This is a genomic window from Cupriavidus sp. 86D6 (assembly GCF_057815095.1).
Genome location: NZ_JBYPSB010000002.1, coordinates 287,206 through 313,322 on the forward strand (window position 1 = coordinate 287,206; position 26,117 = coordinate 313,322).

Consider the following 26,117-nt stretch of genomic DNA (forward strand, 5'->3'; position numbering starts at 1 on the left):
TTGCCAGGCGCGATACCCGATTTTCCGGCCGCTCCCGGGTGAGGGCCAGGGGCGCCCGCGCGCCCGCGCCGAGGGTATCTGGTGATAATCAGGGTGTCGTCGCCGTTGGCGATCTGAAATAATCGACGCCAATGCCGAACATTTTCAAGAGCCATGCAGACCGATAACCTATATAGCGCGGCCGCCACAATGCGGCCCTGTCTGGACCTGGAAACCATCGCCAACGCTCGCGACCTGGGCGGGCTGACCGGACATGCCGGGCGCCGGATTCGTCAGAACAAGCTGTACCGCAGCGCCAATCCGGCACTCGGTTGCGCCGCGGATCTCGACAAGCTGCACGCGTTGCAGCTCGACATCGTTGTCGATTTCCGGTCGTCCGGCGAGAAGTCACCGGGCGAGCAGGCATTTGGCGAGCGTTTCGCGTGGCTGGCGGTGCCGGTACTCGATGGCGCGATGTCGATGGACGTATTGCTGCCCCGACTGCGTGCGAGCAACGCCGCGCAGATGCACGGCTTCATGCTCGACGTGTATCGCGATTTTCCGGTGCGCTACCGCGACGCTTTCCGCACGTTCCTGCGGCACGCGGAAGCGGGCAAGACGCTCTACTACCACTGCACGGCTGGCAAGGACCGCACCGGCTTTGCGTCGCTGCTGCTGCTGGGCGCACTCGGCGTGTCCCAGGACGATATCGTGGCCAACTACCTCGAGTCGAACCACTGGAACCAGCGATTCAATGAAAAGATGCTGGCCGGCGTCGCGCAGATCGGCGTGACGGCCGAGGCGATGCTGCCGCTGCTGGAAGTGCGCCCCGAGTACATCGAGGCATCGATGGATGCGATCACCGCGACATACGGCAGCCTGGAGCGCTTTCTTTCCGACGACCTCGGCGTGGACACCGCATTGCTGCGGGCCCACTACCTCGCGCCATAGGCCAACCCCCCAGTCTCAGGGTCCGCCGCTCTCGCGCAGGATGCGCGCCGTAGACAGCGCGATCATGCCTTCCTCGTCGGTCGGCAACACCAGTACCGGGATGCGGCTGCTATCGCGGCTCACGCGCTGGCAGTTGTCGCCGTTGGCGGTGGGGTCCAGCGAAACGCCGAACAGTTCGGTCAGGTGCGCGCAGATGCGGGCGCGAATGTCGGGCGAGTTGGCGCCCACCCCGGCCGTGAAGACCAGGGCGTCCAGGCCGCCGAGCGTGACCGCCAGCTTGCCGATTTCCTGGGCCGCGCGATACGCGTAGAAATCGACGGCCAGCTTCGCACGCGGGCTGTCGCTGGCCAGCAGCGCCCGCATGTCGCTGCTGATGCCGGAGATGCCCTTCAGGCCTGACTGCCCGTACAGCATCGACTGGATCGCATCGGGGCTCATGCCCTGCGCGGCAAGGTACAGCACCGCGCCGGGATCGATCGACCCGCAGCGCGTGCCCATCGGCATGCCGTCGAGCGCGGTCAGGCCCATGGTCGAATCCACGCTCTTGCCGCCGTGCATCGCGCACAGGCTGGCACCGTTGCCCAGGTGCGCCACGATGACACGGCCTTCGGCCAAATCGGGCGCCACCTGCTTGAGGCGGCGCGCGATATACGCGTATGACAGCCCGTGAAAGCCGTAGCGCCGCACGCCCTGCTCGTAGTATTCATAGGGCAGCGCCATCAGCTGCGCCAGCTCGTCGCGGCCGACGTGGAACGCCGTGTCGAAGCAGGCCACCTGCAGCAGGTCGGGTGCCGCGGCGCGGATGGCACGGATCGCCGTCAGGTTGTGGGGCTGGTGCAAGGGCGCCAGCGGCACCAGCGTTTCCAGCCTGGCGATCACCGCGTCGTCGATGCGCACCGCATCGGCAAAGTCGCCGCCGCCATGCACGACGCGATGGCCGATGGCCACCGGCGGCGTGTCGCGCAGCGCCACGCTCAGCGTCAGCTGGATCAGCCGGAAGGCGGCGTCGTGGTCGGGCACCTGCTCGACGGGAAATTTCTGATCGGTCACTTCGCGGCCGTCGGCCATGCGCGCCACCAGGCGCGGTGCCACGCCGATGCCTTCGATCTGGCCATGCGCGGCCAGCGACGGCTGGATATCGACGTTCTCGTGCGCCGCGTCGGGCACCACGTAGATCGATACCTTGACGCTCGACGAACCTGCGTTGACGACGAGAATGACGGGATGTGGTGTGCTCACGCCAGGGTCTCCTCAGGCCGGTACGGCGGTTTGCGCGGTGCGCCGCGAATGCGCCAGCAGCACCGCGATGGCGCAGCTGCCGATGCGGGCGCGCACGCTGTCGGCGCGGCTGGTCAGGATGACCGGTACACGCGCGCCCAGCACGATGCCCGCGGCCTCGGCGCCGGCCAGGAACGTCAGCTGCTTGGCCAGCATGTTGCCGGCTTCCAGGTCCGGCACCAGCAGGATATCGGGGTCGCCCGCCACCTCCGACTTGATGCCCTTGGTATCGGCGGCGGCCTTGCTGATGGCGTTGTCGAACGCCAGCGGCCCGTCGAGCAGGCCGCCCTCGATCTGCCCGCGCAGGCTCATCATGCACAGCGCGGCGGCTTCGATCGTCGAGGGGATCTTGTCGGTGACGGTCTCCACGGCGGACAGGATCGCCACCTTGGGCCGCTCGACCCCGAGCACGCGCACCAGGTCGATGGCATTTCGCACGATGTCGGCCTTTTCGTTCAGCGTGGGGAAGATGTTGACGGCGGCGTCGGTAATGAACAGCGGCTTGTGATAGCTCGGCACATCCATCGCGAACACGTGCGACAGCCGCCGCCCGGTGCGCAGGCCGCTGGCGCTGCGCGCCACCGCATGCAGCAATTCGTCGGTGTGCAGGCTGCCCTTCATCAGCAGTTCGGCCCGCCCCGTGCGGACGGCTTCGACCGCACAATCGGCCGACGCATGGCTGTGCGGCGCGTCGATGATCTCGGTGTCGCCCAGCGCCAGCCCATGCTCCTCGGCCACGGCGCGGATGCGGGCCGCGGGGCCGCACAGGATAGGCACGATCAGCCCGAGGCGCGCCGCTTCCAGCGCGCCATCGAGCGAAGAATAGTCGCAGGGATGCGCCACGGCGGTCGGGATGGGCGGAAGGCCCTCGCAACGTGCGAGCAGCCGGGCGTACTTGTCGTCGGACGATGGGGTCGGCATGGGCAGGTACCTGGTGAGCCATCGGGACAGCACCCGGCAGGGCATGCGGATGCTGCGTTGCGCAAACGTTCCGAGCCAGTATAGGCCAACGCGGGCGCCGTATCGATGACTTGGTTCTGTCACGGGCGAAGCGGTCCGACGCATTGGACTTTGGTAACGGTTGTCAGCGCGCCCCGGGGCTGGTAGATTTTTACTGTTGCATCGCAGCAAGCGATGTTCGCGCCACGCTGCATGCCATCTGACTCCGCCAATCCCCAAGGAGAAACGGAAATGAATGCACGCCAACCTGTTCCGGGGCAAGCATCCGGACAGGACGCCCCCGCCCAGGCCGCCCCGCAGGGCAAGCCGGCTGATCCAGCCGCATCGGCTGCCCAGGCCACCCTCCCCGGTTCCCCCTTTCCTTCCGCGATGTTCCCGTCCGCCATGTTCCCGCCGGTGCCGATGAATCCGGTGGCGCAGGCCGCCTGGGAATACGGGCTCGACGCCTGGCAGCGTTCCATCCTGTTTCTCGACGTGCTGCGCCAGCGGGGCAACGAGACCGCGGAGCACGAGCGCGGTGGCATGCCGCCCGTGCTGGTCTTCGACTACGAGGTGCTGATGGACGGGCGCGATCTGCCCCGGCCGGTGAACTACGCGCTGTTGCGCATCGTGCCGCCGGCCGCGCATCCCACGGACATGACCCGGCGCCCGTTCGTGGTGATGGACCCGCGCGCGGGTCACGGCCCCGGCATCGGCGGCTTCAAGGCTGACAGCGAGATCGGCAACGCCATCCGCACCGGCCATCCGTGCTACTTCATCACGTTCTTCCGCGACCCGTGCCCGGGCCAGACGATCGAGGATGTGGCGCGTACCGAGGGCAAGTTCCTGCAGGCCGTGGCCGAGCGGCATCCCGATGCGCCGGGCAAGCCGTTCGTCGTGGGCAATTGCCAGGCGGGCTGGGCGCTGCTGATCCTGGCGGCCGCATCGCCGGAAGCGACGGGCCCGATCCTGCTGGCCGGCGCGCCCGTGGCCTATTGGTCGGGCGTGCGCGGCAAGAATCCGATGCGCTATTCGGGCGGCCTGCTCGGTGGCACGTGGCTGTCGTCGCTGGCGGCCGACCTGGGCAATGGCCGTTTCGACGGCGCCTGGCTGGTGCAGAATTTCGAGAAGCTGAACCCGTCGAACACGCTCTGGGAAAAGCTGTACAACGTCTATGCCAAGGTCGATACGGAAGGACCCCGCTTCCTGGAGTTCGAACGCTGGTGGGGCGGCCACTTCCTGATGAACCGCGGCGAAATCGACTGGATCGTGCAGAACCTGTTTGTCGGCAACCACCTGACGGCGGGCGAGGTGCGCAGCAGCGACGGCCAGACCGTGATCGACCTGCGCAACGTGCGCTCGCCGGTGATTGTGTTCGCCTCCTGGGGGGACAACATCACGCCGCCGCAGCAGGCGCTGAACTGGATTCCCGATCTCTACGCGAGCGTGGACGAACTGGTGGCCAACGATCAGACCATCGTCTATTGCCTGCATCCGTCCATCGGTCACCTGGGCATCTTTGTCTCGGGCAGCGTGGCCAACAAGGAGCACTCGGAGCTGTTCTGCGCGCTCGACCTGATCGACGTGCTGCCCCCGGGGCTGTATGAAGCGAAGATCGAGGACGTTGCACCCGGGTCCCCGCACACCGACCTGATCGAAGGCCGCTACCTGGTGCGTTTCGAACGTCGGACCATCGACGACATCCTGGCCCTGGACGACGGCCGCGAGGACGAGCAGCCGTTCGAAGTGGTGCGCCGCGTGGCCGAGATCAACCAGCATCTTTACGATACCTACGCATCGCCATTCGTACGCGCCATCTCGAACGAGGCCACGGCCGAGGGTATCCGTGCGATTCACCCGTCGCGGCTCGAACGCTCGCTGTTTGCCGACAGCAACCCATGGATGCAGTGGGTTGCGACGATGGCGCCGGCGGTGCGTGACGCGCGCCAGCCGGTGTCCGCCGACAACCCGTTCCTGGCGATGCAGCAGGCCGTGTCCGACCAGATCGTGCGCTCGCTCGACCAGTATCGCGATGCGCGCGATGCCTGGCAGGAGCGCGTGTTCGAATCGCTCTACGCCACGCCGTGGCTGCCGGCGATGCTGGGCATGACGGCCACGCCAAAGGCCCCGGAGTCGCCCGCCATCACGGCCCTGCGCAAGGAGGTGGCCGAACTGCGGCGGCGCGAGGCAGAACGCGAGATCGACACCGGTACGCCGCTCGATGCCTTCCTGCGCGTGCTGTCCTATGTGACGCAGGGCCGCTCGGCCATCGAGGAGCGGCCGTTCAACCTGCTGCGCAAGCTGGCCCGCGAGAACCCGCCGGAGCAGCGCATCACGCTGGCGGAATTCAAGGACGCCGTGCGCCGGCAAAGCTATATCGTCAGCCTCGACCCCGAAGGGGCCATCCGGGCGTTGCCGGCACTGGTACCCGAGATGAAGGAACGCCGCCGCATCATGGTGCTGGCGCATCGCGTGCTGACCGTGGGTGGGCCGCTCGATGCCGAATGGCTGGCCCGTTACCGCGAGGTTGCCGAGATATTCGGCACCGACCACGGCAACGGCAAGGCCACGCAGGAAGCGCGGGCGTAGCGGTATGTCGCTGGCTTCCTGCCTTGCCCGCGAAAGGCGCGGCCGCGAAGCCAGCAGAAAGAGCAAACAATGGGAGGTTTGCGCATGCTCCAGGTCCCTAGTCCCCCGCTGTCCGGCAACCGCGTGCTCGTCGTTGGCGTTGCCAACGAGGATTCCATCGCGTGGGGCTGCGCACGTGCGTTTCGCGAGATGGGCGCCGAAGTGGCCCTGACCTATCTGAACGACAAGGCCTACCCGCATGTGGCGCCGCTGGCCGAGCAGATCGGGGCGCCGATCCTGATGCCGCTGAACGTGGAAGACGACGCGCAGATGGATGCGCTGTTCGCGCGCATCGGCGAAGTCTGGGGCCATCTCGATTCGGTCGTGCATTCGGTCGCCTTCGCGCCCAAGGCCGACCTGCAGGGCGGGCTGCTGCAGTCGTCGGCCGCCGGCTTCGCGCGGGCCATGGATGTGTCATGCCATTCGTTCATCCGCATGGCGCGCCGGGCGGTGCCGCTGATGGGGCAGGGCGGCACGCTGTTCGCGATGAGCTATGACGGCGCCAACCGCGTGGTGCCGAACTACGATCTGATGGGGCCGGTCAAGGCCGCGCTGGAGGCCACCTGCCGCTACCTGGCCTACGAGCTGGGGCCGAAGGGCATCCGCGTGCATGCCATCTCGCCAGGGCCGCTCAAGACGCGCGCGGCGTCCGGGCTCAAGGATTTCGATGTCCTGCTGGCCGAGGCAGCCGGCCGTGCGCCGCTGGGCGAACTGGTCGACATCATGGATGTGGGCTTTACCACCGCGTACCTGGCCACGCCGTATGCCCGCCGCGTGTCGGGCAATACGGTGTACGTGGACGGTGGCGTACACATCATGGCGTGAAACGTGCGATTGCCGCATCGGCCGGCCGCCACGTGGCAAAGCGCGGCCTAGAATACATGCATCACCACTTTCCAATGCGGGAGAGGCTGCCATGCAGGTGTTGATCCGCGGGCTGCATCGTGATGTGACCGAGGAAATGCTGCGGGACAAACTCAAGGACTACGCCACGGTGAACTCCGTCGAGATCGTGCGCGACGGCGACGCCGATCACCCCTGGGCGTGGGTGGACCTGGCGGTCGACCCGTTCACCTGCTGGCGCCTGCTGCGGCAGTTCGACAAGCAGTACTTTGCCGGCAGCATCATGCGCTGGTACATCCCGGCCCACCAGAGTTGACGCGGACCGCTGGCAGGCCGCACCGGGTGCTTCTGGCGGTACCATACGCGTTCCCTTCATTACACACAGGTCAGCGCATGCTCGAACTCCAGGGCGCCATCTGGTTTCGTGCCGGCAAGCAGGATTGGGGCGGCCGCGACCGCATCGCGCTGCTTGCGGCCATTGGTGAACACGGCTCGATCACGGCCGCCGCGCGTGCAGTGGGCATCAGCTACAAGGGTGCCTGGGATGCCATCGATGCCATGAACAACAGCGCTGGCGAGCCACTGGTCGTACGCGCCGCCGGCGGCAAGGGCGGCGGCGGCACACGGCTGACCGAGCGGGCCGCGCGCCTGATCGCCACCTACCGCGCAATGGAAGCCGAGCACGCCCGGTTCATCGCTCACCTGGAGCGGGCCGGGGCGATGTCCGACGCCAATCCCGAAGATATCCATCTGATCCAACGCATGATGATTCAGACCAGTGCGCGCAACAAGCTGTTCGGCCGCGTGGAGGCCGTGCGGGCCGGCGCCGTCAACGACGAAGTCACGCTGGCGCTGCCGGGCGGCCTGCGTATCGTGTCCACGATCACGCACGAGAGCGTGGAAACACTGGGCCTGGCGCCGGGCGCCGAGGCGTTCGCGCTGGTCAAGGCGTCGTCGGTGCTGATCGGGCTGCCGGACCCCGCCGCGCGGCTCTCCGCGCGCAACCAGTTGCCCGGCACGGTCGCCCGTGTGGTGCCCGGCGCCGTCAATGCCGAGGTGGTACTCGAACTCGATGGCGGCGGCACCGTGGCGGCCATCATCAACAACGGGGCGCTGGCCGACCTGGACCTGAAGGAAGGCGTGCGCGCGCTGGCGATCTTCAAGGCATCGAGCGTGATACTTGGGACGATGATCTGAGCCATGGCACGCAATGTGGAAATCAAGGCGCGCATCGGCAGCGTCGGCGCGCTGGTGCCGCGTGCTGCGGCCATCGCCACCGAGGGCCCGGAACGTATCGAGCAGGACGACACCTTCTTCCCTTGCCCGAACGGGCGCCTGAAGCTGCGCGCGTTCGACGCAACGTCGGGCCAGCTGATCTTCTACGCGCGGCCCGATCAGGCCGGGCCCAAGGAGAGCTTCTATATCCTGTCGCCCACCACATCGCCCGACACGCTGCGCGACGCGCTGACCGCTGCGCACGGCACTATCGGCCGGGTGCGCAAGGTGCGCACGCTGTTTCTGGTGGGCCGCACCCGCGTGCATCTGGACCGCGTGGAAGGGCTGGGCGATTTCCTGGAGCTGGAAGTGGTGCTGCGCGACGGCGAGGCGGTGGATGCCGGCGTGGCGGAGGCCCACGCGCTGATGGCCCGGCTGGGCGTGGCGCCCGATGCGCTTATCGAGGGCGCCTACCTTGACCTGCTGCGCCAGCAGGGTGCCTGACCGCTACACAGCGTGGGTGCTCGCGGGCGCGTAGACCTGCGGGTGCCGGTGCGCGCGGCCGCTGGCGTGGATGCGGCCTTCGCGGATTTCCAGCACGTGGTCGCCCAGCACTTCGACGTCTTCGGGGTCGTGCGAGATCATCAGCATCGGCACATCCAGGCTTTCCTGCAGCGCGCGCAGTTCCTCGCGCATCCGCGTGCGCAAGGCGGGGTCCAGCGCCGAAAACGGTTCGTCCAGCAGCAGGATGTCGGGCCGTGCCACCAGGGCGCGGGCCAGCGCCACGCGCTGCTTCTGCCCGCCTGAAATCTGCGACGGATACTGGTTGACGATCTCCTCCAGGCCGAATGCCTCGACCCAGCGCGCGGCCTCGGGCGGCAGCGCGCGGCGCGCCGGATTGCGCCAGCCCCGCCTGAGCCCGAACGCAATGTTCTGCGATACGGTCAGGTGCGGGAACAGCGCGTAATCCTGGAACAGGTAGGCCACGCGGCGCTCCTGCGGCCGAACGTCGATGCCGGTGTCGCTGTCGAACAGCGTGCGGCCATTGAGCACGATGCGGCCGCTGTCGGGCGCCATCAAACCGGCAATGGCCCGCAGCGTCAGGCTCTTGCCGGCGCCGGACGGGCCGAACAGCGCAATGCGCCGGCTATCCGATTCGAACGAAATATCGAGCGCGAATTGGCGATCTTGCGATGCCATGCGTTTCCGGACGGTGATCTGCATGCTCATGTCGATCTCACCCGCTGATGGCGTCGCGCCGGAACCTGCGGCGCTCGAACACGGCGCCGGTGCCGCGCTGGGCCGGCGGCACGAGCCGCGCGGCCACTACCAGCAGCACGATGCAGGTGAGCGACGTCACCAGCACCAGCAGGTTCGCCGTGTCGTCGTTGCCGGCCTGCACGGCCTCGTAGATGGCGACCGACAGCGTTTGCGTGCGGCCCGGCAGGTTGCCGGCCACCATCAGCGTGCCACCGAATTCGCCCAGCGCCCGCGCAAAGGCCAGCAGCACACCGGCCACGATGCCGGGCAACGCCATGGGCAGCGTTACGCGGAAGAAGATGGCGGATTCGGAGACGCCCAGCACGCGGGCCGCATTTTCAAGCTGGTGATCGACGCCCTCGAACGCGGCGCGTGCCGACTTGAGCACCAGCGGAAACGCCACCACGGTCGAAGCCAGGACCGCGCCCTGCCAGGTGAACACCAGTTCGATGCCCAGGTTTTCCAGCCAGGCCCCGAATACGCCCCGCCGTCCCACCAGCACCAGCAGGTAGTAGCCCAGCACGGTAGGGGGCAGCACCAGCGGCAGCGTCAGGATGGCATCGACCACATCGCGCGCCCGCGAGCGCCAGCGCGCGATGGCATAGGCGGCGGCCACGCCGAGCACGGCATTGAGCAAGGTGGCCCACCCCGCCACCTTGAGCGACAGCAGCAGCGGAACCCAGACAGCATCCATGGCGATGATTTCAGACGGTGATTGGGGGGAACCGGGTGACCCGGGGCAAGCCGTGGAAACTCAGGGCTTCTGGAAACCGTACCGCGCCAGCGTGGCCTGGCCTTCCGGCGACAGCACGTACTGCACGAACGCATTGGCCTGGGGCGCCTGCCTGCTCTGCGTGGTCACGGCGATCGGATAGGTCACCGGCGTGGCGGCCGGCACGCGCGCGGCGACCTTGACCTTCTCCGGCATCACGGCGGCGTCGGTGGCGAACACGAAGCCGGCATCGACCTCGCCGCGCGCCACATAGTCCAGCGCCTGGCGCACGTTCTGGGCCGGCACGCCCTTGGCCTCGACGGCATCCCACAGCCCCTGGGACGCCAGCGCGCCCTTGGTGTAGCGGCCCACCGGCACCGACGACGGGTTGCCATAGGCAACGCGCTTGATATCGGCGCGGGTCAGGTCCTTCGGCGCGGCGATGTTCAGCTTGCTGTCATGGGGCACGATCAGCACGATCGCATTGGCCGCGAAGTCCTTGCGCGTGGCGGCCTGCACGACCTTTTCGGTCTCGGCCTTGTCCATGGCGCTCTGGTCGGCCGAGGCGAACACGTCGGCCGGCGCGCCCTTGACGATCTGCTGCATCAGCACGTCCGACGCGCCAAAGTTCAGCACCACCCTGGTATCGGGATGGGCGCGCTCGAATTGCTCGCCCAGCTGCTTGAACGCGTTGGTCAGGCTGGCAGCGGCAGACACCACCAGATCGGCGGCAAAGGCCGACGGCGCGGCCAGGGTCAGGGCAAGCAGGGCGGCGCCGGCGGCCGCGCGGCGCGCAAGGGGAGCAAAGGGATAGAGGCTCATGGCAGATGCGGCGGAAGGGTGTGGAGTGCTCGATGGTTTGCATCCGCAATATAAGCGCCTATATAACGCAGCGTCAATTGCGCCAACGAATAAGGGTCTTCAGCGGATCGAAATCGTCCTGGCAGCTCCCGGGTGCCGTATAAATATGACGTTTTTGGCATATGTGCGCGGATTGTCACGGTAGTGACGCGATTTCGCCACTTCCCTGCCATCCCGGCTTCCGACAATTCCCCTGGCTGCACCATAAACAGAACACGACAGGGAAATCCGAGACCATGCAAAACCATCGCATCCGCGCCGCCATGCTGGCGGCCGTGGCCACCGCCGTGCTGGCCGCCTGCGGCGCCGACGACAACAACAACGCGGACAGCGGCAACAGCGGCGGCAACGGCGGCAACGGCAACACGTCGATCCCGGCCGGTACGAAGTCCACGCTGGCGCTGCTGGAAACCACGGATCTGCACACCAATGTGCTCAGCTATGACTACTTCAAGCTCGCCGAGGACAAGTCGATTGGTTTCGAGCGCGTGGCCACGCTGATCAAGGCGGCACGTGCCGAATTCCCGAACAGCATGCTGCTGGACAACGGCGACACCATCCAGGGCACCGCGCTGTCCGACTACCAGGCGCTGGTCAAGCCGATCGGCTGCGGCGAGACGCTGGCCATGTACAAGGTGATGAACGCGGCCGGGTTCGACGGCGGCGGCATCGGCAACCACGAATTCAACTACGGATTGCAATACCTGAGCCAGGTCACGGGCAACCGCTTCCAGGTCGATGGGCTGCCGGACCCGTCCGCGCAGCAGACCTGCGCCGGGCCGAAGTTTCCGCAGGTGCTGGCCAACGTCTACAGTGTGAAGACGCGCCAGCCGCTGTTCCAGCCGTACGCGATCCTGAACAAGACGATCACGGCGACGGGCCCGGACGGCAAGACCGTGTCGGCACCGATCAAGGTCGGCATCATCGGCTTTGCACCGCCGGCCATCCTGAGCTGGGACAAACGCTGGCTCGACGGCAAGGTCTACACCGAAGGCGTGGTCGAGACTGCCAGGAAGTACATCCCCGAAATGCGCGCCAAGGGCGCCGACCTGGTGGTGGTGATCTCGCACGGCGGGCTGGACAATTCCACGTACTCGCCGACGATGGAGAACGGCAGCTATCACCTGTCGAAGGTGGAGGGCGTGGACGCCATGCTGATTGGCCACTCGCACCAGATCTTCCCCGATGCCACCAGTACGGTGGCCCAGTTCAACCTGCCGGGCGTGGACAAGGCCCGCGGCACGGTCAACGGCGTGCCGACCGTGATGGCCAACTACTGGGGCAAGCACCTGGGCGTGGTCAACCTGGCGCTGAACTACGACGGCAAGAACTGGAGCGTGGACCGTGCCAACACCAGGGTTGAGGCCCGCTCGATCCAGAATGCCGACAAGACCTACGTGGCCGCCGACGCCAGCGTGGCACCGGCCATCGACACCGAACACCAGGCCACCATCCAGTACGTGAAGACGCCGATCGGCAGCACGAACTACCGCATGACCAGCTACTTTGCCGATGTGGGCGACCCGGGCGCGATCCAGATCGTGAACCAGGCGCAGGCGAAGTACGTGAAGGACTACATCGCCGCCAACCTGCCGGCGCTGGCCTCGCTGCCCGTGCTGTCGGTGTCGGCACCGTTCAAGAGCGGTTTCGGCGGCGGCAACGACTATACCGACGTGGCGTCCGGCAACCTGGCCATCAACAACGCGGCCGATCTCTACCTGTATCCGAACACCGTCTACGCGGTGAAGGTCAATGGCGACGAACTGAAGGCCTGGCTGGAAACCGCGGCCAGGCGATTCAACCAGATCAACCCGGCGCTGGCCGCCGAGCAGCCGCTGATCAGCTCGTTCCCGGGCTACAACTTCGACATGTTCACCGACGCGGACATGCAGTACGAGATCGACGTGACGCAGACGGTGGGCAACCGCATCAAGAACCTGACCTACAAGGGGGCGCCGGTCACGTCGGCCATGGACTTCATCGTGGCCACCAACAACTACCGCGCCAGCGGTGGCGGCAACTTCCCGGGCCTGGACGGTACCAAAACGGTCTACGCGTCGCCGGACGCCAACCGCGACGTGCTGATCCAGTACGTGAAGGCCGTCGCCAACGTGACCCGCGCCGCCAACGGCAGCGCCCGCAGCTGGCACTTCACGAAAGTGGCGACCGCCGGCGACGTGGTGTTCAGCTCGGGCGTGGGCATGCTGGCGCAGGCAGCGGCGGGCGGCGTGGCCGGCGTGTCCCTGGTCGCGGCCGACGACGGCTCGGGCAAGAACCTGTCGAAGTACAAGATCGATCTGAACCAGTAATCCATCCACGATGCCAGCTTCTGCTACCGCCTCCGCCACGCCCTCGCCCGCGCCCGCGCCCGCGCCCGCGCGCGCCGCATCGCGCCGCCTGTTGCGTCGCCTGTTGCGCATCCATCCGCTGTTCGTGGCCGCCACACTGGCGGTGACGGTGGCCGCAGCCGGCGTGGCCGGCGCAGCGATGTGGCGGCACCAGTCCGACACGCGCCACGCCGAACTGTCGCAGTGGCAGTGGCTGGCGACATCGGCTGACGATGCCGGCGCGCTGGATCAGCTGCAGCAGGCCGCCCGCGCCGGCGAAACCGCCGCGCGGGCCGCACTTGGCGAAACGATGATGTCGCGCACCGACGCGGCCACGCGTGCAGAGGGCGAACGCTGGCTGCGCATGGCGGCGGACAGCGGCCATGTGCATGCCCGGTTCGTGCTCGGCAAGGCGGCGATGCTCGGCACGCTGGCCAGCGGCCGGGCAGACCTGCCGCTGGCCTGGCGCCTGCTCGATGCGGCGGCCAATGGTGGCGACATCGGCGCGGCCTACTACCTGGGCCTGTTGTATCGCGGCGGCCATGGCCGCACGCCCGATCCGGCCAGCGCGGCACGCTGGTTCAAGGTGGCCGCCGATGGCGGTGTGGCGCAGGCCATGTTCCTGCTCGGCAATGCCTATCGCGAAGGCGAGGGCGTGGCGCAGGACGATGCCCGTGCGGTGGCGTGGTACGAAGCGGCGGCCGAACGCGAGCATCCCGCGTCGATCCAGACGCTCGCCATGGCCTATCGCAACGGCGAACTAGGGCTCGTGCAGGACGACCGCAGTTACCGCCAGCACATGGCCGAGGCGGCGCACGCGCTCAAGCATCCGGCCATCAATCCCTGATGGCCCGCCCACCCGGGCGCTCCGCCGCCGGCCCCCGCTACTGATAGCTCATCGTGAACGTCGCCAGGCCACGGACGGTGCCGGCCATGACGTTGCCGGTGGAGACGTATTCGGCGCTCATACGGATGTTCGTGACGCCGCTGGATTGACCGACGCGCCACTGGTTCACCGTCCCTGCCGTGGCCGAGTCGGGACCGAACCTGACAGGCTCGTTGTCCGGATTCCGGATGCGCAGGCGCACGCCTTGCGCCGTGGAATCGCTGGCCAGCGTAAGCAGGTCGGTCCGGTTGCCCGGCATCGTGGCGTCTGTCAGGGTGATGAAGACGTTCGTGTCGGTATCGCACTGCAGGCCGATGAAGAAGCCAGTGCGTCCCGTGGTGGCGCCAGCTTCCTCCAGTGCCATGGCATGTGCGGGTTCCATGGGAACCGCAACGCTCGGCGTGGTGACGCGGCAGGAGCGCGATGCCACGGTGCTGTTGCCCATCGAAACGGTTGCCTGTGTGCCCGACGCGCTGCCGTTGTCCCGGTTGAGACTGCGAAGCGAGTAGATGGGGCCGATGTTGATCTGGCCATTGGTGTTGATCTGCCCGGTCTTGACCAGCTGGTGCGTCATGATCAAGGTTCCCGTGTAGCCGTTCGTCAGCGAGTAAGCGTACGTGGAGAGCGTCCTGTAAGTGCCTGCGGACGTGTCGGAAGCCGCGCCATAGCCACCCGCGCCGCCCCGGCCGGTTCGGCGCGCGTTGACGCGGATGCCGATGCCTGGAATGCCGGATTCCCACACGTCCAGCACCGTGGTGGATACATTCAGCGTGGGCATCAGCTGGACGGATACGCCCTGGCTGTTGTATCTCATGCGCGGACATCCGACTGAAATCGTCAGCGTTCTTTGTTCGCTGATCGTGGCCCCGATCGGCGCATCGCGCGAAACGTTGATATTCGAAAAGGCGAAACTGGACGATTGGGGGCCGAGCGTGCACTGCTGGGCGAGGACGCGGTCCGGCGTCAGGCCGAGCAGGCCACCGACGAGCCCCGGCAGCATTGCGAAGAGAAGTCGTCCAGAACGACGCGCACAGGTCTGAAGTGTTGCCATGTTATCCCTCATGTACTGGCTTCCGCCCGCTGGAGAGCGGCTGGGTAGCAGTAAATCCATCGAGCAAAGTTGCAGCAGGTGTGGTGCCGCCGCCCGCGTGCCATGCCCCACATCGACCCTGTTGGGGCGGCACGTCTGTTTGTTTTCAGCTCGGCGGTCACCGAAGAACAGGGGGGCGCTGAAACCCCCATCGGGCAATGCCCCTCGTCCATCGGCAGCGTTGCCGCCCCGGCGGGACGGGCATCTACTCCCCAATCACTGGTAGCTCATCGTGAAGGTGGCCAGCGCCCGGACCGTGCCCGGGCTGACTGTGCCGCTGGCCACGTACTCGGCGCTCATCGCGATGCTGTCGGTGGCGTCCGACGTGCCCACCCGCCATTGATTCGTGTTGCCCGCGACGGGCGAGTCCGGCCCGAAACGCACGGGATTGTCGTCAGGGTTGCGGATGCGGATGCCGACACCGCGTGCCGTGGAGGCGCTGGTGAGCGTGAGCAGGTTGGTGCGGTTGGCAGGTCTTGTCGCGTCGGTCAGCGTGATATGGACGTCCGAGCCGGCATCGCATTGCAGCGCGATGAGGAAGTTGGTTCTACCGGCACTGTCGCCCCGGGTCCGGAGTTCCGTCACATTGACATTGCGCAGCGGCACATCGACGCTGGGCGTGGTAACCCGGCAAGTCAGTGCGTTGAACGCCGAGTCGCGCAGGAACACCTGTGCCTGTGCGGCCGAGGTGGTGTTGGCGGGGATGTTGTGGCTGCGCAGGGCGAACATGTTGCCCGTGGAGATATGCCCCGTGCCGACGATCTGCCCCGTCTTGATCAACTGGTACGAGAAGCGGTAAGTCCCCGTGTAGGGGGCCCGACGCGCGACGCGTGGCCCGAAATCGGTCTTGCTGCCTGTGCCGACACTGGACACCACCGAGTTTCGGAAATCCACGGAGATCACGCGCACGCCGACGCCCTGCGTGCCCGTGGCCCACACCCCTGTCACGCCGGTGGCAAGCCGCAGGCTGGGAAACAGTTGCAGATAGAAGCCGGGGCCGCCGACGGACGGGCCGCCATAGTCAGCGGGATTGGCAGGGCACGTCACGTGTGCAGCGGTGGTCACGACTTCGCTCAATGCGGTGCCCACCACGGCGTCCCTGGGGATGCTGAAGCCGCTGAACGCGATGGAGGCCACATCCGACTGGATTGTGCATTGTCGAACCGGTCGATCCTGCGCGTGGACGATGGCCGGCAGGCAGGCCAGCAGTCCGGACGCGATGACTCTGCCCACGCATGGGCTGCGGTGCGGGTGTGGCATCACGCTTGTCACGCTTTGACCTCCGTATCGGGCTGAGGCTGGCATACGGCGCGCACCTGGGCATACGTGGTGGCGTTCTTGTCCCGTGGTGGCAGTTCGTATGCAATGGTGCAGCGTTGGCTGCTCTCCGTGCCCCATGTCACCTGCAACTGTCCGGCCTGCTCGATGCCGCGCGCGAAGATGATGCCGCTCTGGCCCACCACGCCGATATCGGCCTGCTTGTCGTCCGACACCGTCGCCCCGAACGGCAGCGGCTTGCCGTTCGGCAGGGTGGCGGACACGATGGCCGAACGGCCGGTCAGCGCCGCAAACGTGATCTTCACTGCGGCGTTCGCACGGGGTGCCACCTGGGTGCTGGTTGCGTCCAGCGAGACGTCCAGCGGCAGGCCTTTCGGGTTCAGTTCGATCGTGTTCATGTTGTAGGGCTGGAGGTACGGCACGATGGCGTAGCCGAACGCGTCGATCCTGACGCCCGGCGCGTTGGCAACCCGCGCGCCCGAGGCGCCCTTGGCCTCGATGATGCCGATGGTGTCGCCGAGGTAGTTGGCCAGCGTGACGCCGCCCGGGTGCGCCACGAGTGCCCCTTGCAGCCCGCCCGAGTACTGGGTGTATTGGCTGCCGCCGCTGACCGACGCCGATACGGTGGTGTACGGCGTGCGGTACTGGACATTGCCGCCGCCCGTGGTCGCGTGCGGCATCCGGTCGACGTTCAGGCCGTAGGTCACCGCGTTGTCTTCCAGCGCCGTGCCGCTCAGCCGCATCTGCTGCGACGACTCGTTGCCGCTGTTGTGCGTCCCCGAGAAGGACAGCATCGGGGCATGGCTGCCCTTTCCCAGGGGGACGGTCAGGCTGGCGAAGACCTGCGTGCTGAACCGCCCGGTCAGTAGTTCGCGCTGGCGCGACGCCGCGATGTTGTAGGTCATCGGCAGCCCCAACAGGTTGGCTGCGTTGCTGTAGCCCACCTGGAACATCAGCGCCGTGCCGCGCCGGTTCCAGTACTCGGCAGACGTGCCGGTCAGATAGAGACTGCCCCATCGATCGCCCAGGCCCTGGTTCAAGGTGAGCTGGATCTGGCTGCGCTGGCGGTCCACCGCGCGGGCGTTGCCACCGCTGGAACGCGCGGCAAATGCATCGCGCATCGTCCAGAAGCCGCGGGTCGCGTAGCGGTATGCCGCGATGGTCATGTTGGTGCTGGTCGTCGGCACGAACTTGCTATAGCTGATGCGCACGCTCTGCCCGCTGCTGTCCTCGAAGCCGGGGATCATGGCGCGCGCATGCGTGGCGTCCAGGGCGAAGGCGCCCACGGGCAGGTTGAAGGCCGCGCCAAGCAGCCCCGCCTGGTATCCCTCCGAGAGCACCAGGCCCGCGTAGCCCGTGACGAGATTGTTGAAGCCGTGCTGCACCGTGCCCTGCACGAGCTTCTCGCGCTTTTTCTGGAGGCTCGACTCGGTGCGGTATTCGCCTGCCGCCGCCGAATAGCGGGTGATGCCGGGGCGCAGCAATTGCACGACCGACGCATAGGGCACGGTAAAGCTGCTCTGGCTGCCATCGGCCTCGGTCACCGTGACCAGCAGGTTGCCGCCGTAGCCGGTGGCATAGAGATCCCTGATCTCGAACGGGCCGGGGGCGACGGTCGTCTCGTAGAGCTTGTTGCCGTTCTGCGTGACCGTGACGCGCGCGTTCGAGCGTGCCACGCCGCGTACCAGCGGCGCATAGCCGCGCGACGAGTCCGGCAGCATCCGGTCGTCGCTGGCCAGGTTCGCGCCGCGCACGGAGAAGCTGTCGAAGACGGCACCATCGGTATAGGCGTCGCCCAGCGTGAGCTGGCTGCGCCAGGCGGAAATGTCCCGCTGCACATAGGTGGCGATGTTCTGGTAGTTGTAGCTGTCCTTGCCGACCGACTGCCAGCTCATCGACGACCGCTGGCGCAAGTGCCAGGGCCCGATGTTCAGACCTGCATCGAGACCCAGATAAGTGAACGTGCCCCCGCCATGCCCGGTGGTGTGGAACGTGTTGAGGTTGTAGGCAACCGTGGCCGACGGCACGCCATCGTCAAGCAGTTCGGGGCTGACGCTGCCGCGCGGCGTGCGGCGCAGCAGGGCCTGGGCAATGCTGAGGTCCAGGCGCAGATCGTTGAGGTTGAACGACCAGCCGATGTCCTCCGAGATCGCCGAGGGCTGGGTGCATTGGCCCCGGATGGCCCGGGCAATGGCGTTGCGGCTGGTGGACGGCAACGCCTGCTCGTCGAGGTTGAGCCGGGCAATGACCGCGCCGTCCATGCAGGGCGCGACGCCGGTGTCCTGCGGACGGAACCGCACGGTCTCGCGCGCAATCCACGCGCCGTTCAGGTAGATGTCGACGGGATAGTCGCCGGCCGAGACCGGGTTGCCGTTGGCGAATCGGCTGACATCGACCGTGGAGCCGTCCAACCGCTTCAGGAACTGCGCGTTGAACTGCACCGTGGCGACCGTGGCCGCCTTGCCGGACTCACCAGCCAGTGCCGCCGCCGGCAGCGACGTGACCAGTACCCAGTGCGCGGCCAGCACGCGCGACGGCCTTGGTCTTGGCTTGTGCATCGTCATTGCCCCGTGACAGCTGGCGCGGCCGGCCGCTTCCTGTGGGTGCCCGTGACGGCGGCGCCAAAGTCGTTGATGAACGTGTAGTGCACCTGGTCCGGCTCGCCAGAGGCGGGGTGTGTGCCGTCGATCGGGAACTCCACCGTCGCGCCGGGCTTCGCCATGGCACCGGCGTCAACGGCGTACACATGGCCGCGCGCGGTGGCCTCCACCCTGGTGTAGGTGATGTGATAGGGCGTGGGGTTCAGGGCGGTCAGCACCTGGCTACCGTCGTCCTTGCGCACCAGGCGCCAGGCGACCCGCGCGGGCGCGCTGGACGCGTCGCCGGGCAGGCCGGCGGGGCGGAACAGCAGCTTGATGCGCGTCCGGAATGCGAACTGCAGCGAGTTCTGCTGCGCGGTGGCGCCCGACGCCACCGGCGGGACATCGAGCACGTTCAGCCAGAACAGCGACTCGCGATCACCGGGCAGGGGCTGCTGCAGGTGGATGATGCGCAGCGTCTGTCCCTTCTTCGGATCCAGTCTGAACAGCGGGGGCGTCAGCGTAAAGGGCGATTTCGCTTCCTCCGGCGAGGCGTTCGCGTCGCCGTCGTCGATCCATGCCTGCACCAGCGATGGCGTGTCGCCCTCGTTGGTGACCTTGAGGGTGACTTCGCGTTCCGATTCCGGATAGACGACGCGGGTCCCGTTCAGGACCACGGACGCAAGGGCGCCGGGCGCGGCCAAGGCCAGGAAAACGGCAGCCATGGCTGCGCGGTGGCGGGATGTCTTGAGCATGATGAACGGCGGGCAGTAAGGCCGGCACGAGGCCGGCCGGTAGTGCTGGCATGCGGGAGGGCATGCCGGCGGACGCGAGCACGGATGGCGCCGCTGGTTACGGGTACACGACCGAATACGTCAACGCGGAGGTGAAAGTGCCTTGGGTGGCCGCACCGCCCGTTGCCACGTACTGCGCGTAGTACTGCAGCGAAGCCGTGCCGCCCGTGATGGCCACTTGCTGGGTGTTCTGCGAGGCAAACGCAGCGCCCACGGCGACGTTCGTCAGGTCGGCATTCAGCACACCGATCTGCACGTTGGTGGCGGCCACGACCGCCGGGGTGTCGCCGACTCCTGGCGCGCTGACGGTGGTGTTGATCAGGCGGCCGGTGGCCAGGTCCACGGCGGCGCCCGGCTCGAAGTAGACCGCCACGTCGCCGGTGGCGGGGGTGCAGCCGGTGAGCTGGAAGTTGAACGGCGTACGGCCGGCGATATTGCCCGCGGTCGCCAGGGTCGACGCCGAAACGGGCGGCAAGGCCACCGTGAAGTCGGTGCCCCCGCCATTGCCGGAGATCGTGCAGGTGTTCGAGGTGATCCGGCCGGTAAAGGTGATGGTGCCGTCAGAGGCGGACGCGGCCGGACTCAACACGGCAAGCAGTAGGGACGCTGCGAGGATTTTCGTTCGATGGTGGTTCACTGTGGACCTCATGTCATGGGTTGAGAGGGATCGCTGCCAGGCCGGACCGGGAAGGTCGGGCGAAACGCAAGGACAGCCATGCCGCGAATCAGGCGCAACCATGCACAAGGCATCCGCCCCGGCACGGCGCGCATGACGCGGCTTGCGCATCGCGCTTTCCTGACGGAGCAAACAGTACCGATACGGATAATCCTGCTGAATCGTTATTTTCTGGAATTTGCCGAAAACATTTATTTGATTTTTGGGGCTATTTCTATTGATTTTCGGAAGCGTCCGAGCGGACAACGTGCCGTGGTTTTACGGGCCTGGGCGGATAACCAATTGCCATGGCCGTATTCATCGTCCGGCATTGAATGGGATGCCGATATATGATCAGAAATTTCCTTAGTTCGCAACGAAGGAGGCAACCCAACGAAACGGCGATGCCGCCTGCGGTATGCTTCCGGCGTGCCCCAACCGAGGACCTGCCATGAAGACCGTCTACCTCGCCGGTTTCGACGTATTTCGCAAGGATGCGCTCGCCTGGGGCGAGCATCTGAAGGCGCTTTGCGCCCGGTATGGTTTCGAAGGGTGCTATCCGCTGGACAAGGCGGCCCCGAAGGGGTTGTCGGGGCCCGACACCGCGCAATGGATCTACGAGGCCAATATCGCGCTGATCCGGCGGGCCGATATCGTGATGGCGAACCTGGACGACTTTCGCGGCCCCGGGGAGCCCGACAGCGGCACGGCCTTCGAGGTCGGCTTTGCCGTGGCGCTACAGAAACCGGTGTGGGGCTACGCGGCCGATGCCGGCACGCTGCTGGACCGCGTGCGCGTGTCGACCGACGACGATGGCGATGCGCGCGACGCCAACGACTACGTGGTCGAGAACTTCGGCCTGCCGATGAACCTGATGCTGGCCTGCAGCGTGCGGCTGGTGAAGGGCGATGCCGAGGCCTGTCTGGCCGAGATGGCCGGGGCCGACCGGCGCCGCGCCGCGCGTCGTGCGCAGGCGCAGGCCAATGGCGACGCGGAGGACTAGCTGCCTACTTGCCCGCCTGGCGGGCCGGTGAGGCCGGGGCGGGGGCCGAAAATGCGGCCGTGCCGCCCTGCACGCGCAGCGATTGCACGCCGGCAGCGATATCCGATGCCGTGGTGGCCACGATCTGGCGATAGGCGCCCACCACGCCATCGACCTGGCCCGGCGCGGGCAGGTCGGCTTCGGTGCGCCCGCTCAGCACGCGGCCATCGGGCAGGCGGCGCACCGTCCATGCAATCGATGCCCCCGCGCGCTGGCCCGGATCGGCGTCCAGCCGCACCACTTCGGTCGTGATGCGGAACACCGGCGAGACATCCGAGATCCCTTGCTGGTACGTGTCCACGGCCCCCAGGTTGCCCTGCAACTGCTGCGACAGCGCATCGCGCAGTTCGTCAGGCAGCGGTGACGACCAGCGCGACTGGTCGAGCAGCTTCACATTGCCCGTATTGCCATCGGTCACCACCAGTTGCGCGCGGTTCAGGCGCTCGGGCACGCGCACCGGCGCCACCTCTATCCATACCGGCTGCGTGGCGGTGGCATTGGCGGCCGGGGTTGGCGCGCCGGCCGGTGCCGCGGCACCGGTCGCCAGCGTGTAGTAGCGGGGCTCGGGCGAGGCGCAGCCGGCCAGCCATGCCGCCGCCAGCAGCGTCGCGCCGAGTGTCAGCGAACGTTTCATCATTTGTCCTCCGTCTTGCCGCGCAGCAGCGCCTCGGGGTGGCGTTCCAGATAATCGGTCAGCGCGCGCAGCGACACCGCCGTGCGCGTCAGTTCCTGCAGCATGCGCCGTGTGTCCTGCTGCAGCGGCGCATCCGACGCCAGCGTGCCGTTGGCCGCCGTCAGGGTCCGGCGCGCATCCTGCAGCGCGGCCAGCACCTGCGGCGCCACGTCGCCATTGAGCTGCGCCACAAGCTTGTCGGCCGTTTCCAGCATCTTGTTCATCGACACGATGGCCGTGCGCGCATCCTGGCCGATCTGCTCGAACGGCACCTTGTCGATCTTGTTGACGATATCGCCCAGCTTGGCCTGCAGTTCGTCGAACGTGCCCGGCGTGGTCGGGAATTCCGGCATCGGGGCTTCGAGGTCGATGTCCTTGGCCGGCGGCGCCTTCGGGAAGAAGTCGAGCGCCACGTACAGCTGGCCGGTCAGCAGGTTGCCGGTGCGCAGCTGCGCGCGCATGCCGCGCTTGACCAGCGCCTGCACGATGGTGCGCTTGCGCGCCTCGTCGGCCACGTCGCGTTCGCGGAAGCCCATGCGCGAGGGATAGAGCTCCACCACCACCGGCATGCGGAACGCCTTCCTGTCGCGCTGGTATTCGATGCCGATCGAGCGCACCTGGCCCACGATCACGCCCCGGAAGTCCACCGGCGCGCCCGGCGACAGCCCGCGCACCGACTGGTCGAAGTTCAGCACGGCCAGCGTCGGCGCCAGTTCCTCGGGTTCCTTCATCGCCTCGGCCTGGTCGGCGGCCAGCAGATACTGGGTGTTCTCGGCGGCCGCTTCATGCGCGCTGGTGTTCTCGGGCGCCTGGAATGCCACGCCGCCCAGCAGCACGGTGACCAGCGATTGCGTGGACAGCTTCAGGCCGCCGGCATCGAGTTTCAGGTCCACGCCGCTGGCGTGCCAGAAGCGGGTATCGGCCGTCACGAGCTTGTCGTAGGGCTTGTTGACGAACACGCGCAGCGTGATATCGCGCCCGTTGGGCTCGAGCTGGTAGGCCACCACCTGGCCGACCGGCACGCGCCGGTAGTAGACCGGCGAGCCGATATCCAGCGATCCCAGGTCCTGCGCACGCAGCACGAACTGCCGCCCCGACGCATCGGCGGTGACCACCGGCGGCACTTCCAGGCCCGTGAAGCTGCGCCGGCTTTCCGGGGACTTGCCGGCATCCACGCCGATATAGGCGCCCGACAGCAGGGTTTCCAGCCCCGACACGCCGCTGATGGCAAAGCGCGGCCGCACCACCCAGAAGCGCGTGTCCTTGACGGCGAAGTTCTCGGCGTCCTTGGTCAGCTCGATCGACGCCAGCACGTGAGACCGGTCGGACGCGAGCCGTACCGACTTGACCAGCCCGATGTCCACGTCCTTGTAGCGCACGGCGGTCTTGCCCGGGGTCAGGCCCTCGGCGGTGCGGAAGGTGACGGTGATCTCGGGGCCGCGCGACGTCAGCGTGTTGACCAGCAGCGAGATGCCCACCACGGCCGCCACGATCGGGATCAGCCAGACCAGCGATGGCAGCCACGGGGCGCGGCGCTTGCGTGCGGGCTGGGGTACGCCGGGCGATGGGGTAGGGGTATCAGGATCGGGCATTGTCGGATTCCGGCAATTTCGAAGGGGCGGACGGGTCGAGCGAATCCCACAGCAGGCGTGGGTCGAACGACAGCGACGCCAGCATGGTCATGACCACGACGGAAGCAAAGGCCAGCGCCCCGCCCCCGGGAATGATGGTGGCCAGCGCGCCGGCGCGTACCAGAGACGCCAGCAGGGCCACCACGAAGATATCGAGCATCGACCAGCGGCCGATGATTTCGACCAGGCCATAGAGCCGGGTCTGCTGGCGGATGCGCCATGTCGATTTGAAATGGACCGATGCCAGCAGCAGCGTCAGGATCAGCATCTTCAGCAGCGGCACGATGATGCTGGCGATCAGCACCACGCCGGCCAGCATGTGCGAGCCCGACAGCCACAGGTAGATCACGCCGGACATGATCGTGTCGCGCTGCGTGCCCAGGATCGATTCGGTCACCATCACCGGCAGCAGGTTGGCCGGGATATACAGGATGAACGCCGACAGCAGGAAGGCCCAGGTACGGGCCAGGCTGGCCGGCTTGCGCTGGTGGAGCGTGGCGCCGCAGCGCGGGCAGGGCTGGCCCGCGAGCGCGATCGGGCTGACCAGGTCGCAGGCGTGGCAGGACAGCAGGCCGCGCGATGTCGCCGTGGGCACCTGCGCCAGGGGCGTGCGTTCGTCGTCGTCGGTCAGCTCGGCCACCACGTCGGCGGCCATGCGGCGCGAGCGGGCCAGCTGTTCGCGGGCCTGGGCCGTGCGCGAGGGGCGCGGGCCGGTCACGCGGTGTCCTCCCGGGGCGGGGCCTCGTCGGCGCCGGCCGGCTCAAGGTAGTGCCACAGGTCGCGCGGATCGAACGACAGCATTGCGGCCAGCACCACCACCAGCGCGCCAAACGACCACAGCGCCACGCCCGGAATCACCTGGGCCATGGTCGACAGCTTCACCACGGTCACCAGCACGCCGATCATGAAGACCTCGATCATGCCCCACGGCCGCGTCTGGCGGATGCCGCGCACGATCCGGTCGAAGCCGGGCGGCATGCGATGGCGCGCCATCGGCACCAGCAGGTAGCACATCATCAGCATCTCGGCGAGCGGGAACAGGATCGTGGTGCCGAACACCAGCATCGCCACCAGCGTCATGTGGTCGCTGTGCAGCGCTTGCACCGCCCCCCAAAGCGTGGTCTCGGTGCGCACGCCCTTGAGGTCCATCTCGACGATCGGGTACGTGTTCGATACCAGGAACAGGATCAGCGCGGTGACCACCAGCGGCAGCAGGCGCTGGTAGGCGCGGCTGCTCTCGCGGTACAGCACGCCGCCGCAGCGCAGGCAGGTGGCGCGCTCGCCCGGCGCCAGCGCGGTGCGCTCGTAGAGCGCGTCGCAATACTCGCAGGCCACAAGCCGGTGCAGGTCCTGCGCCGGGGGCGGGGACGAGACGTGCGCGTCCGGCGTCATGCGTCCGGCGTCAATTGCGAGGGCGGCGCCGGCGTCACGTCGGTCACGCCGGGGCGTTCCTGCGAGCCGATGGTCCAGTCGCGCAGCAGCGCGTAGGCCACCGCGAGCACGGTCGGGCCCAGGAAGACGCCCAGGAAGCCGAACGCCAGTGCGCCGCCCAGCACGCCCATCATGATCCAGATCAGCGGCAGGCTGGTGCCCTTGCTGATCAGCAGCGGCTTGATGACGTTGTCGGCCATGCCCACCACCGCGCCGCCCCAGACCACCATGAAGATGGCCCAGCCGGTGTCGCCGCTGTGATAGAGCCACAGCGCGGCCGGAATCCACACCAGCGGCGGGCCCATCGGCACCACCGACAGGAAGAACGTGATCAGGCCCAGGATGGCCGCGCCGGGCACGCCCGCGATCCAGAAGCCGATGGCGGCCAGCACGGCCTGCACGAACGCGGTACCCAGCACGCCGTAGACCACGCCCTTGATGGTGCCGCCGGCCAGCGCCATCAGGTGGTCGGCGCGCTCGCCGGCCACCCGGCGCATGCCGCCACGCAGCCAGTCCACGGCCAGTTCGCCGCCGGTATAGAAGAAGAACGCCAGGATGATCGACAGGGCCAGCTGGCCCAGGCCGCCGCCGATGGACAGCCCCGCACCCAGCACCGCATGGCCCACCGGCGCGATCAGCTTGCGCAGGTTGGCCACCATTTCTGAGTCGGCGTGGATGATCTGGTCGTAGTTCGATTGCAGCTGCGGGCCCACATAGGGCAGGCTGCTGAGCCATTCAGGCAGTTGCGGGATGCCGCGTTCGGCGTAGCGGTTGACCAGGCCGGTCAGTTCGTCGATATGGGCCGAGAAGCTGGCGCCGGCATAGACGAACGGGCCCAGCACGATGATCGTGGCGATCAGCACGCAGATCAGCGCGGCCAGTCCGCGCCGGTTGCCCAGCCACCGCGTGAGCACGGTGTAGGGATACCACGAGCTGTAGGCCAGGATCGCGCCCCAGACCAGCGCGGTGGCAAACGGGGCCAGTACCAGCAGGGACCCGCCGATCAGGGCGATCAGCGCAAAGACCGCGGCGAGCTTTTCAATCAGTTGTCCGGAACTCATCGTT

25 protein-coding genes are annotated in these 26,117 nt (G+C 67.4%); 10 read left to right on the plus strand and 15 right to left on the minus strand.

Translation table 11 applies throughout. The features are described 5' to 3' along the window. Positions 1 to 153 precede the first annotated feature (153 nt). Positions 154 to 930 carry a tyrosine-protein phosphatase gene (locus AC3G88_RS06360; RefSeq protein ID WP_488770990.1) on the plus strand — a complete coding sequence of 259 codons (777 nt, stop codon included), beginning with the start codon at positions 154 to 156 and terminating at the stop codon, positions 928 to 930. 15 nt (positions 931 to 945) lie between these two features. On the opposite strand, the gene AC3G88_RS06365 is transcribed toward AC3G88_RS06360, so the two are convergent. Continuing rightward, positions 946 to 2,169 carry an acetate/propionate family kinase gene (locus tag AC3G88_RS06365; RefSeq protein WP_488770992.1) on the minus strand — a complete coding sequence of 408 codons (1,224 nt, stop codon included), beginning with the start codon at positions 2,167 to 2,169 and terminating at the stop codon, positions 946 to 948. Positions 2,170 to 2,181: 12 nt separating this feature from the next. Beyond that, a complete protein-coding gene (locus tag AC3G88_RS06370) occupies positions 2,182 to 3,129 on the minus strand; it encodes a bifunctional enoyl-CoA hydratase/phosphate acetyltransferase (RefSeq protein ID WP_487523258.1) in 948 nt (315 codons plus the stop codon). A gap of 408 nt (positions 3,130 to 3,537) precedes the next feature. Between AC3G88_RS06370 and AC3G88_RS06375 the strand changes: the two genes are divergently transcribed. The 5 genes from AC3G88_RS06375 (at position 3,538) to AC3G88_RS06395 (ending at position 8,337) form a co-directional block, all read left to right on the plus strand. After that, positions 3,538 to 5,736 (plus strand): DUF3141 domain-containing protein, encoded by a 2,199-nt coding sequence (locus AC3G88_RS06375; RefSeq protein WP_488893350.1) that lies wholly within the window; start codon positions 3,538 to 3,540, stop codon positions 5,734 to 5,736. 84 nt (positions 5,737 to 5,820) lie between these two features. Then, on the plus strand, positions 5,821 to 6,600 hold the full coding sequence (fabI, locus tag AC3G88_RS06380; protein WP_488770995.1) for an enoyl-ACP reductase FabI: 780 nt from the start codon (positions 5,821 to 5,823) through the stop codon (positions 6,598 to 6,600). Between the two features lie 91 nt (positions 6,601 to 6,691). Continuing rightward, positions 6,692 to 6,934 carry an RNA recognition motif domain-containing protein gene (locus AC3G88_RS06385; RefSeq protein ID WP_153946688.1) on the plus strand — a complete coding sequence of 81 codons (243 nt, stop codon included), beginning with the start codon at positions 6,692 to 6,694 and terminating at the stop codon, positions 6,932 to 6,934. Positions 6,935 to 7,011: 77 nt separating this feature from the next. Then, positions 7,012 to 7,815 (plus strand): TOBE domain-containing protein, encoded by an 804-nt coding sequence (locus AC3G88_RS06390; protein ID WP_488770996.1) that lies wholly within the window; start codon positions 7,012 to 7,014, stop codon positions 7,813 to 7,815. A gap of 3 nt (positions 7,816 to 7,818) precedes the next feature. After that, a complete protein-coding gene (locus tag AC3G88_RS06395) occupies positions 7,819 to 8,337 on the plus strand; it encodes a class IV adenylate cyclase (RefSeq protein WP_488770997.1) in 519 nt (172 codons plus the stop codon). Between the two features lie 3 nt (positions 8,338 to 8,340). Here AC3G88_RS06395 and AC3G88_RS06400 read toward each other — a convergent pair whose 3' ends face one another. Genes AC3G88_RS06400 through modA form a run of 3 tightly spaced genes read right to left on the minus strand, consistent with a single transcriptional unit; the run spans position 8,341 to position 10,627 of the window. Beyond that, on the minus strand, positions 8,341 to 9,063 hold the full coding sequence (locus tag AC3G88_RS06400; RefSeq protein ID WP_488770998.1) for a sulfate/molybdate ABC transporter ATP-binding protein: 723 nt from the start codon (positions 9,061 to 9,063) through the stop codon (positions 8,341 to 8,343). 7 nt (positions 9,064 to 9,070) lie between these two features. Beyond that, on the minus strand, positions 9,071 to 9,787 hold the full coding sequence (modB, locus tag AC3G88_RS06405) for a molybdate ABC transporter permease subunit (protein WP_488770999.1): 717 nt from the start codon (positions 9,785 to 9,787) through the stop codon (positions 9,071 to 9,073). 60 nt (positions 9,788 to 9,847) lie between these two features. Next, positions 9,848 to 10,627, minus strand: coding sequence for a molybdate ABC transporter substrate-binding protein (gene modA / locus AC3G88_RS06410; RefSeq protein ID WP_488771000.1), 780 nt, complete (start codon positions 10,625 to 10,627; stop codon positions 9,848 to 9,850). A gap of 275 nt (positions 10,628 to 10,902) precedes the next feature. Here modA and AC3G88_RS06415 point away from each other — a divergent pair, with 275 nt between their 5' ends. Both AC3G88_RS06415 and AC3G88_RS06420 read left to right on the plus strand, forming a co-directional pair. Then, entirely contained in the window at positions 10,903 to 12,975 is a 2,073-nt protein-coding gene (locus tag AC3G88_RS06415) for a bifunctional 2',3'-cyclic-nucleotide 2'-phosphodiesterase/3'-nucleotidase (RefSeq protein WP_488893241.1), read from the plus strand. A gap of 10 nt (positions 12,976 to 12,985) precedes the next feature. Continuing rightward, positions 12,986 to 13,840: a tetratricopeptide repeat protein gene (locus AC3G88_RS06420; RefSeq protein WP_488771002.1), complete on the plus strand. Its 855-nt coding sequence runs from the start codon at positions 12,986 to 12,988 to the stop codon at positions 13,838 to 13,840. A gap of 37 nt (positions 13,841 to 13,877) precedes the next feature. On the opposite strand, the gene AC3G88_RS06425 is transcribed toward AC3G88_RS06420, so the two are convergent. The 5 genes from AC3G88_RS06425 to AC3G88_RS06445 form a co-directional block, all read right to left on the minus strand. Beyond that, the gene (locus AC3G88_RS06425; protein ID WP_488893242.1) at positions 13,878 to 14,990 is read right to left on the minus strand and encodes a fimbrial protein; all 1,113 of its coding nucleotides are present in this window, start codon (positions 14,988 to 14,990) and stop codon (positions 13,878 to 13,880) included. A gap of 195 nt (positions 14,991 to 15,185) precedes the next feature. Then, positions 15,186 to 16,202: a fimbrial protein gene (locus AC3G88_RS06430; RefSeq protein WP_488771004.1), complete on the minus strand. Its 1,017-nt coding sequence runs from the start codon at positions 16,200 to 16,202 to the stop codon at positions 15,186 to 15,188. 35 nt (positions 16,203 to 16,237) lie between these two features. Further along, positions 16,238 to 18,805, minus strand: a complete 2,568-nt coding sequence (locus AC3G88_RS06435) for a fimbria/pilus outer membrane usher protein (RefSeq protein ID WP_488771005.1) — start codon at positions 18,803 to 18,805, stop codon at positions 16,238 to 16,240. A 2-nt stretch (positions 18,806 to 18,807) separates the two neighbouring features. Then, positions 18,808 to 19,581, minus strand: coding sequence for a fimbria/pilus periplasmic chaperone (locus AC3G88_RS06440; RefSeq protein ID WP_488893243.1), 774 nt, complete (start codon positions 19,579 to 19,581; stop codon positions 18,808 to 18,810). A 97-nt stretch (positions 19,582 to 19,678) separates the two neighbouring features. Continuing rightward, the gene (locus tag AC3G88_RS06445) at positions 19,679 to 20,257 is read right to left on the minus strand and encodes a fimbrial protein (protein ID WP_488771007.1); all 579 of its coding nucleotides are present in this window, start codon (positions 20,255 to 20,257) and stop codon (positions 19,679 to 19,681) included. A gap of 78 nt (positions 20,258 to 20,335) precedes the next feature. Between AC3G88_RS06445 and AC3G88_RS06450 the strand changes: the two genes are divergently transcribed. Continuing rightward, positions 20,336 to 20,629 carry a hypothetical protein gene (locus AC3G88_RS06450; protein WP_488771008.1) on the plus strand — a complete coding sequence of 98 codons (294 nt, stop codon included), beginning with the start codon at positions 20,336 to 20,338 and terminating at the stop codon, positions 20,627 to 20,629. A 97-nt stretch (positions 20,630 to 20,726) separates the two neighbouring features. Next, positions 20,727 to 21,278, plus strand: a complete 552-nt coding sequence (locus AC3G88_RS06455) for a nucleoside 2-deoxyribosyltransferase (protein ID WP_488771010.1) — start codon at positions 20,727 to 20,729, stop codon at positions 21,276 to 21,278. Positions 21,279 to 21,282: 4 nt separating this feature from the next. Here AC3G88_RS06455 and AC3G88_RS06460 read toward each other — a convergent pair whose 3' ends face one another. From AC3G88_RS06460 to AC3G88_RS06480, 5 genes are read right to left on the minus strand one after another with little or no spacing between them, the layout of a single operon-like run. After that, the gene (locus AC3G88_RS06460; RefSeq protein WP_488771011.1) at positions 21,283 to 21,954 is read right to left on the minus strand and encodes a PqiC family protein; all 672 of its coding nucleotides are present in this window, start codon (positions 21,952 to 21,954) and stop codon (positions 21,283 to 21,285) included. Next, entirely contained in the window at positions 21,951 to 23,582 is a 1,632-nt protein-coding gene (locus AC3G88_RS06465; RefSeq protein ID WP_488771012.1) for a PqiB family protein, read from the minus strand. Before AC3G88_RS06465 ends, AC3G88_RS06460 begins: the two co-directional genes overlap by 4 nt. Beyond that, positions 23,569 to 24,276 (minus strand): paraquat-inducible protein A, encoded by a 708-nt coding sequence (locus AC3G88_RS06470; protein ID WP_488771356.1) that lies wholly within the window; start codon positions 24,274 to 24,276, stop codon positions 23,569 to 23,571. Before AC3G88_RS06470 ends, AC3G88_RS06465 begins: the two co-directional genes overlap by 14 nt. A gap of 59 nt (positions 24,277 to 24,335) precedes the next feature. Beyond that, a complete protein-coding gene (locus AC3G88_RS06475; protein WP_488771013.1) occupies positions 24,336 to 25,013 on the minus strand; it encodes a paraquat-inducible protein A in 678 nt (225 codons plus the stop codon). Continuing rightward, positions 25,010 to 26,113, minus strand: a complete 1,104-nt coding sequence (locus AC3G88_RS06480) for an AI-2E family transporter (RefSeq protein ID WP_488771014.1) — start codon at positions 26,111 to 26,113, stop codon at positions 25,010 to 25,012. The genes AC3G88_RS06475 and AC3G88_RS06480 overlap by 4 nt, the downstream gene beginning before the upstream one ends. Positions 26,114 to 26,117 lie beyond the last annotated feature (4 nt).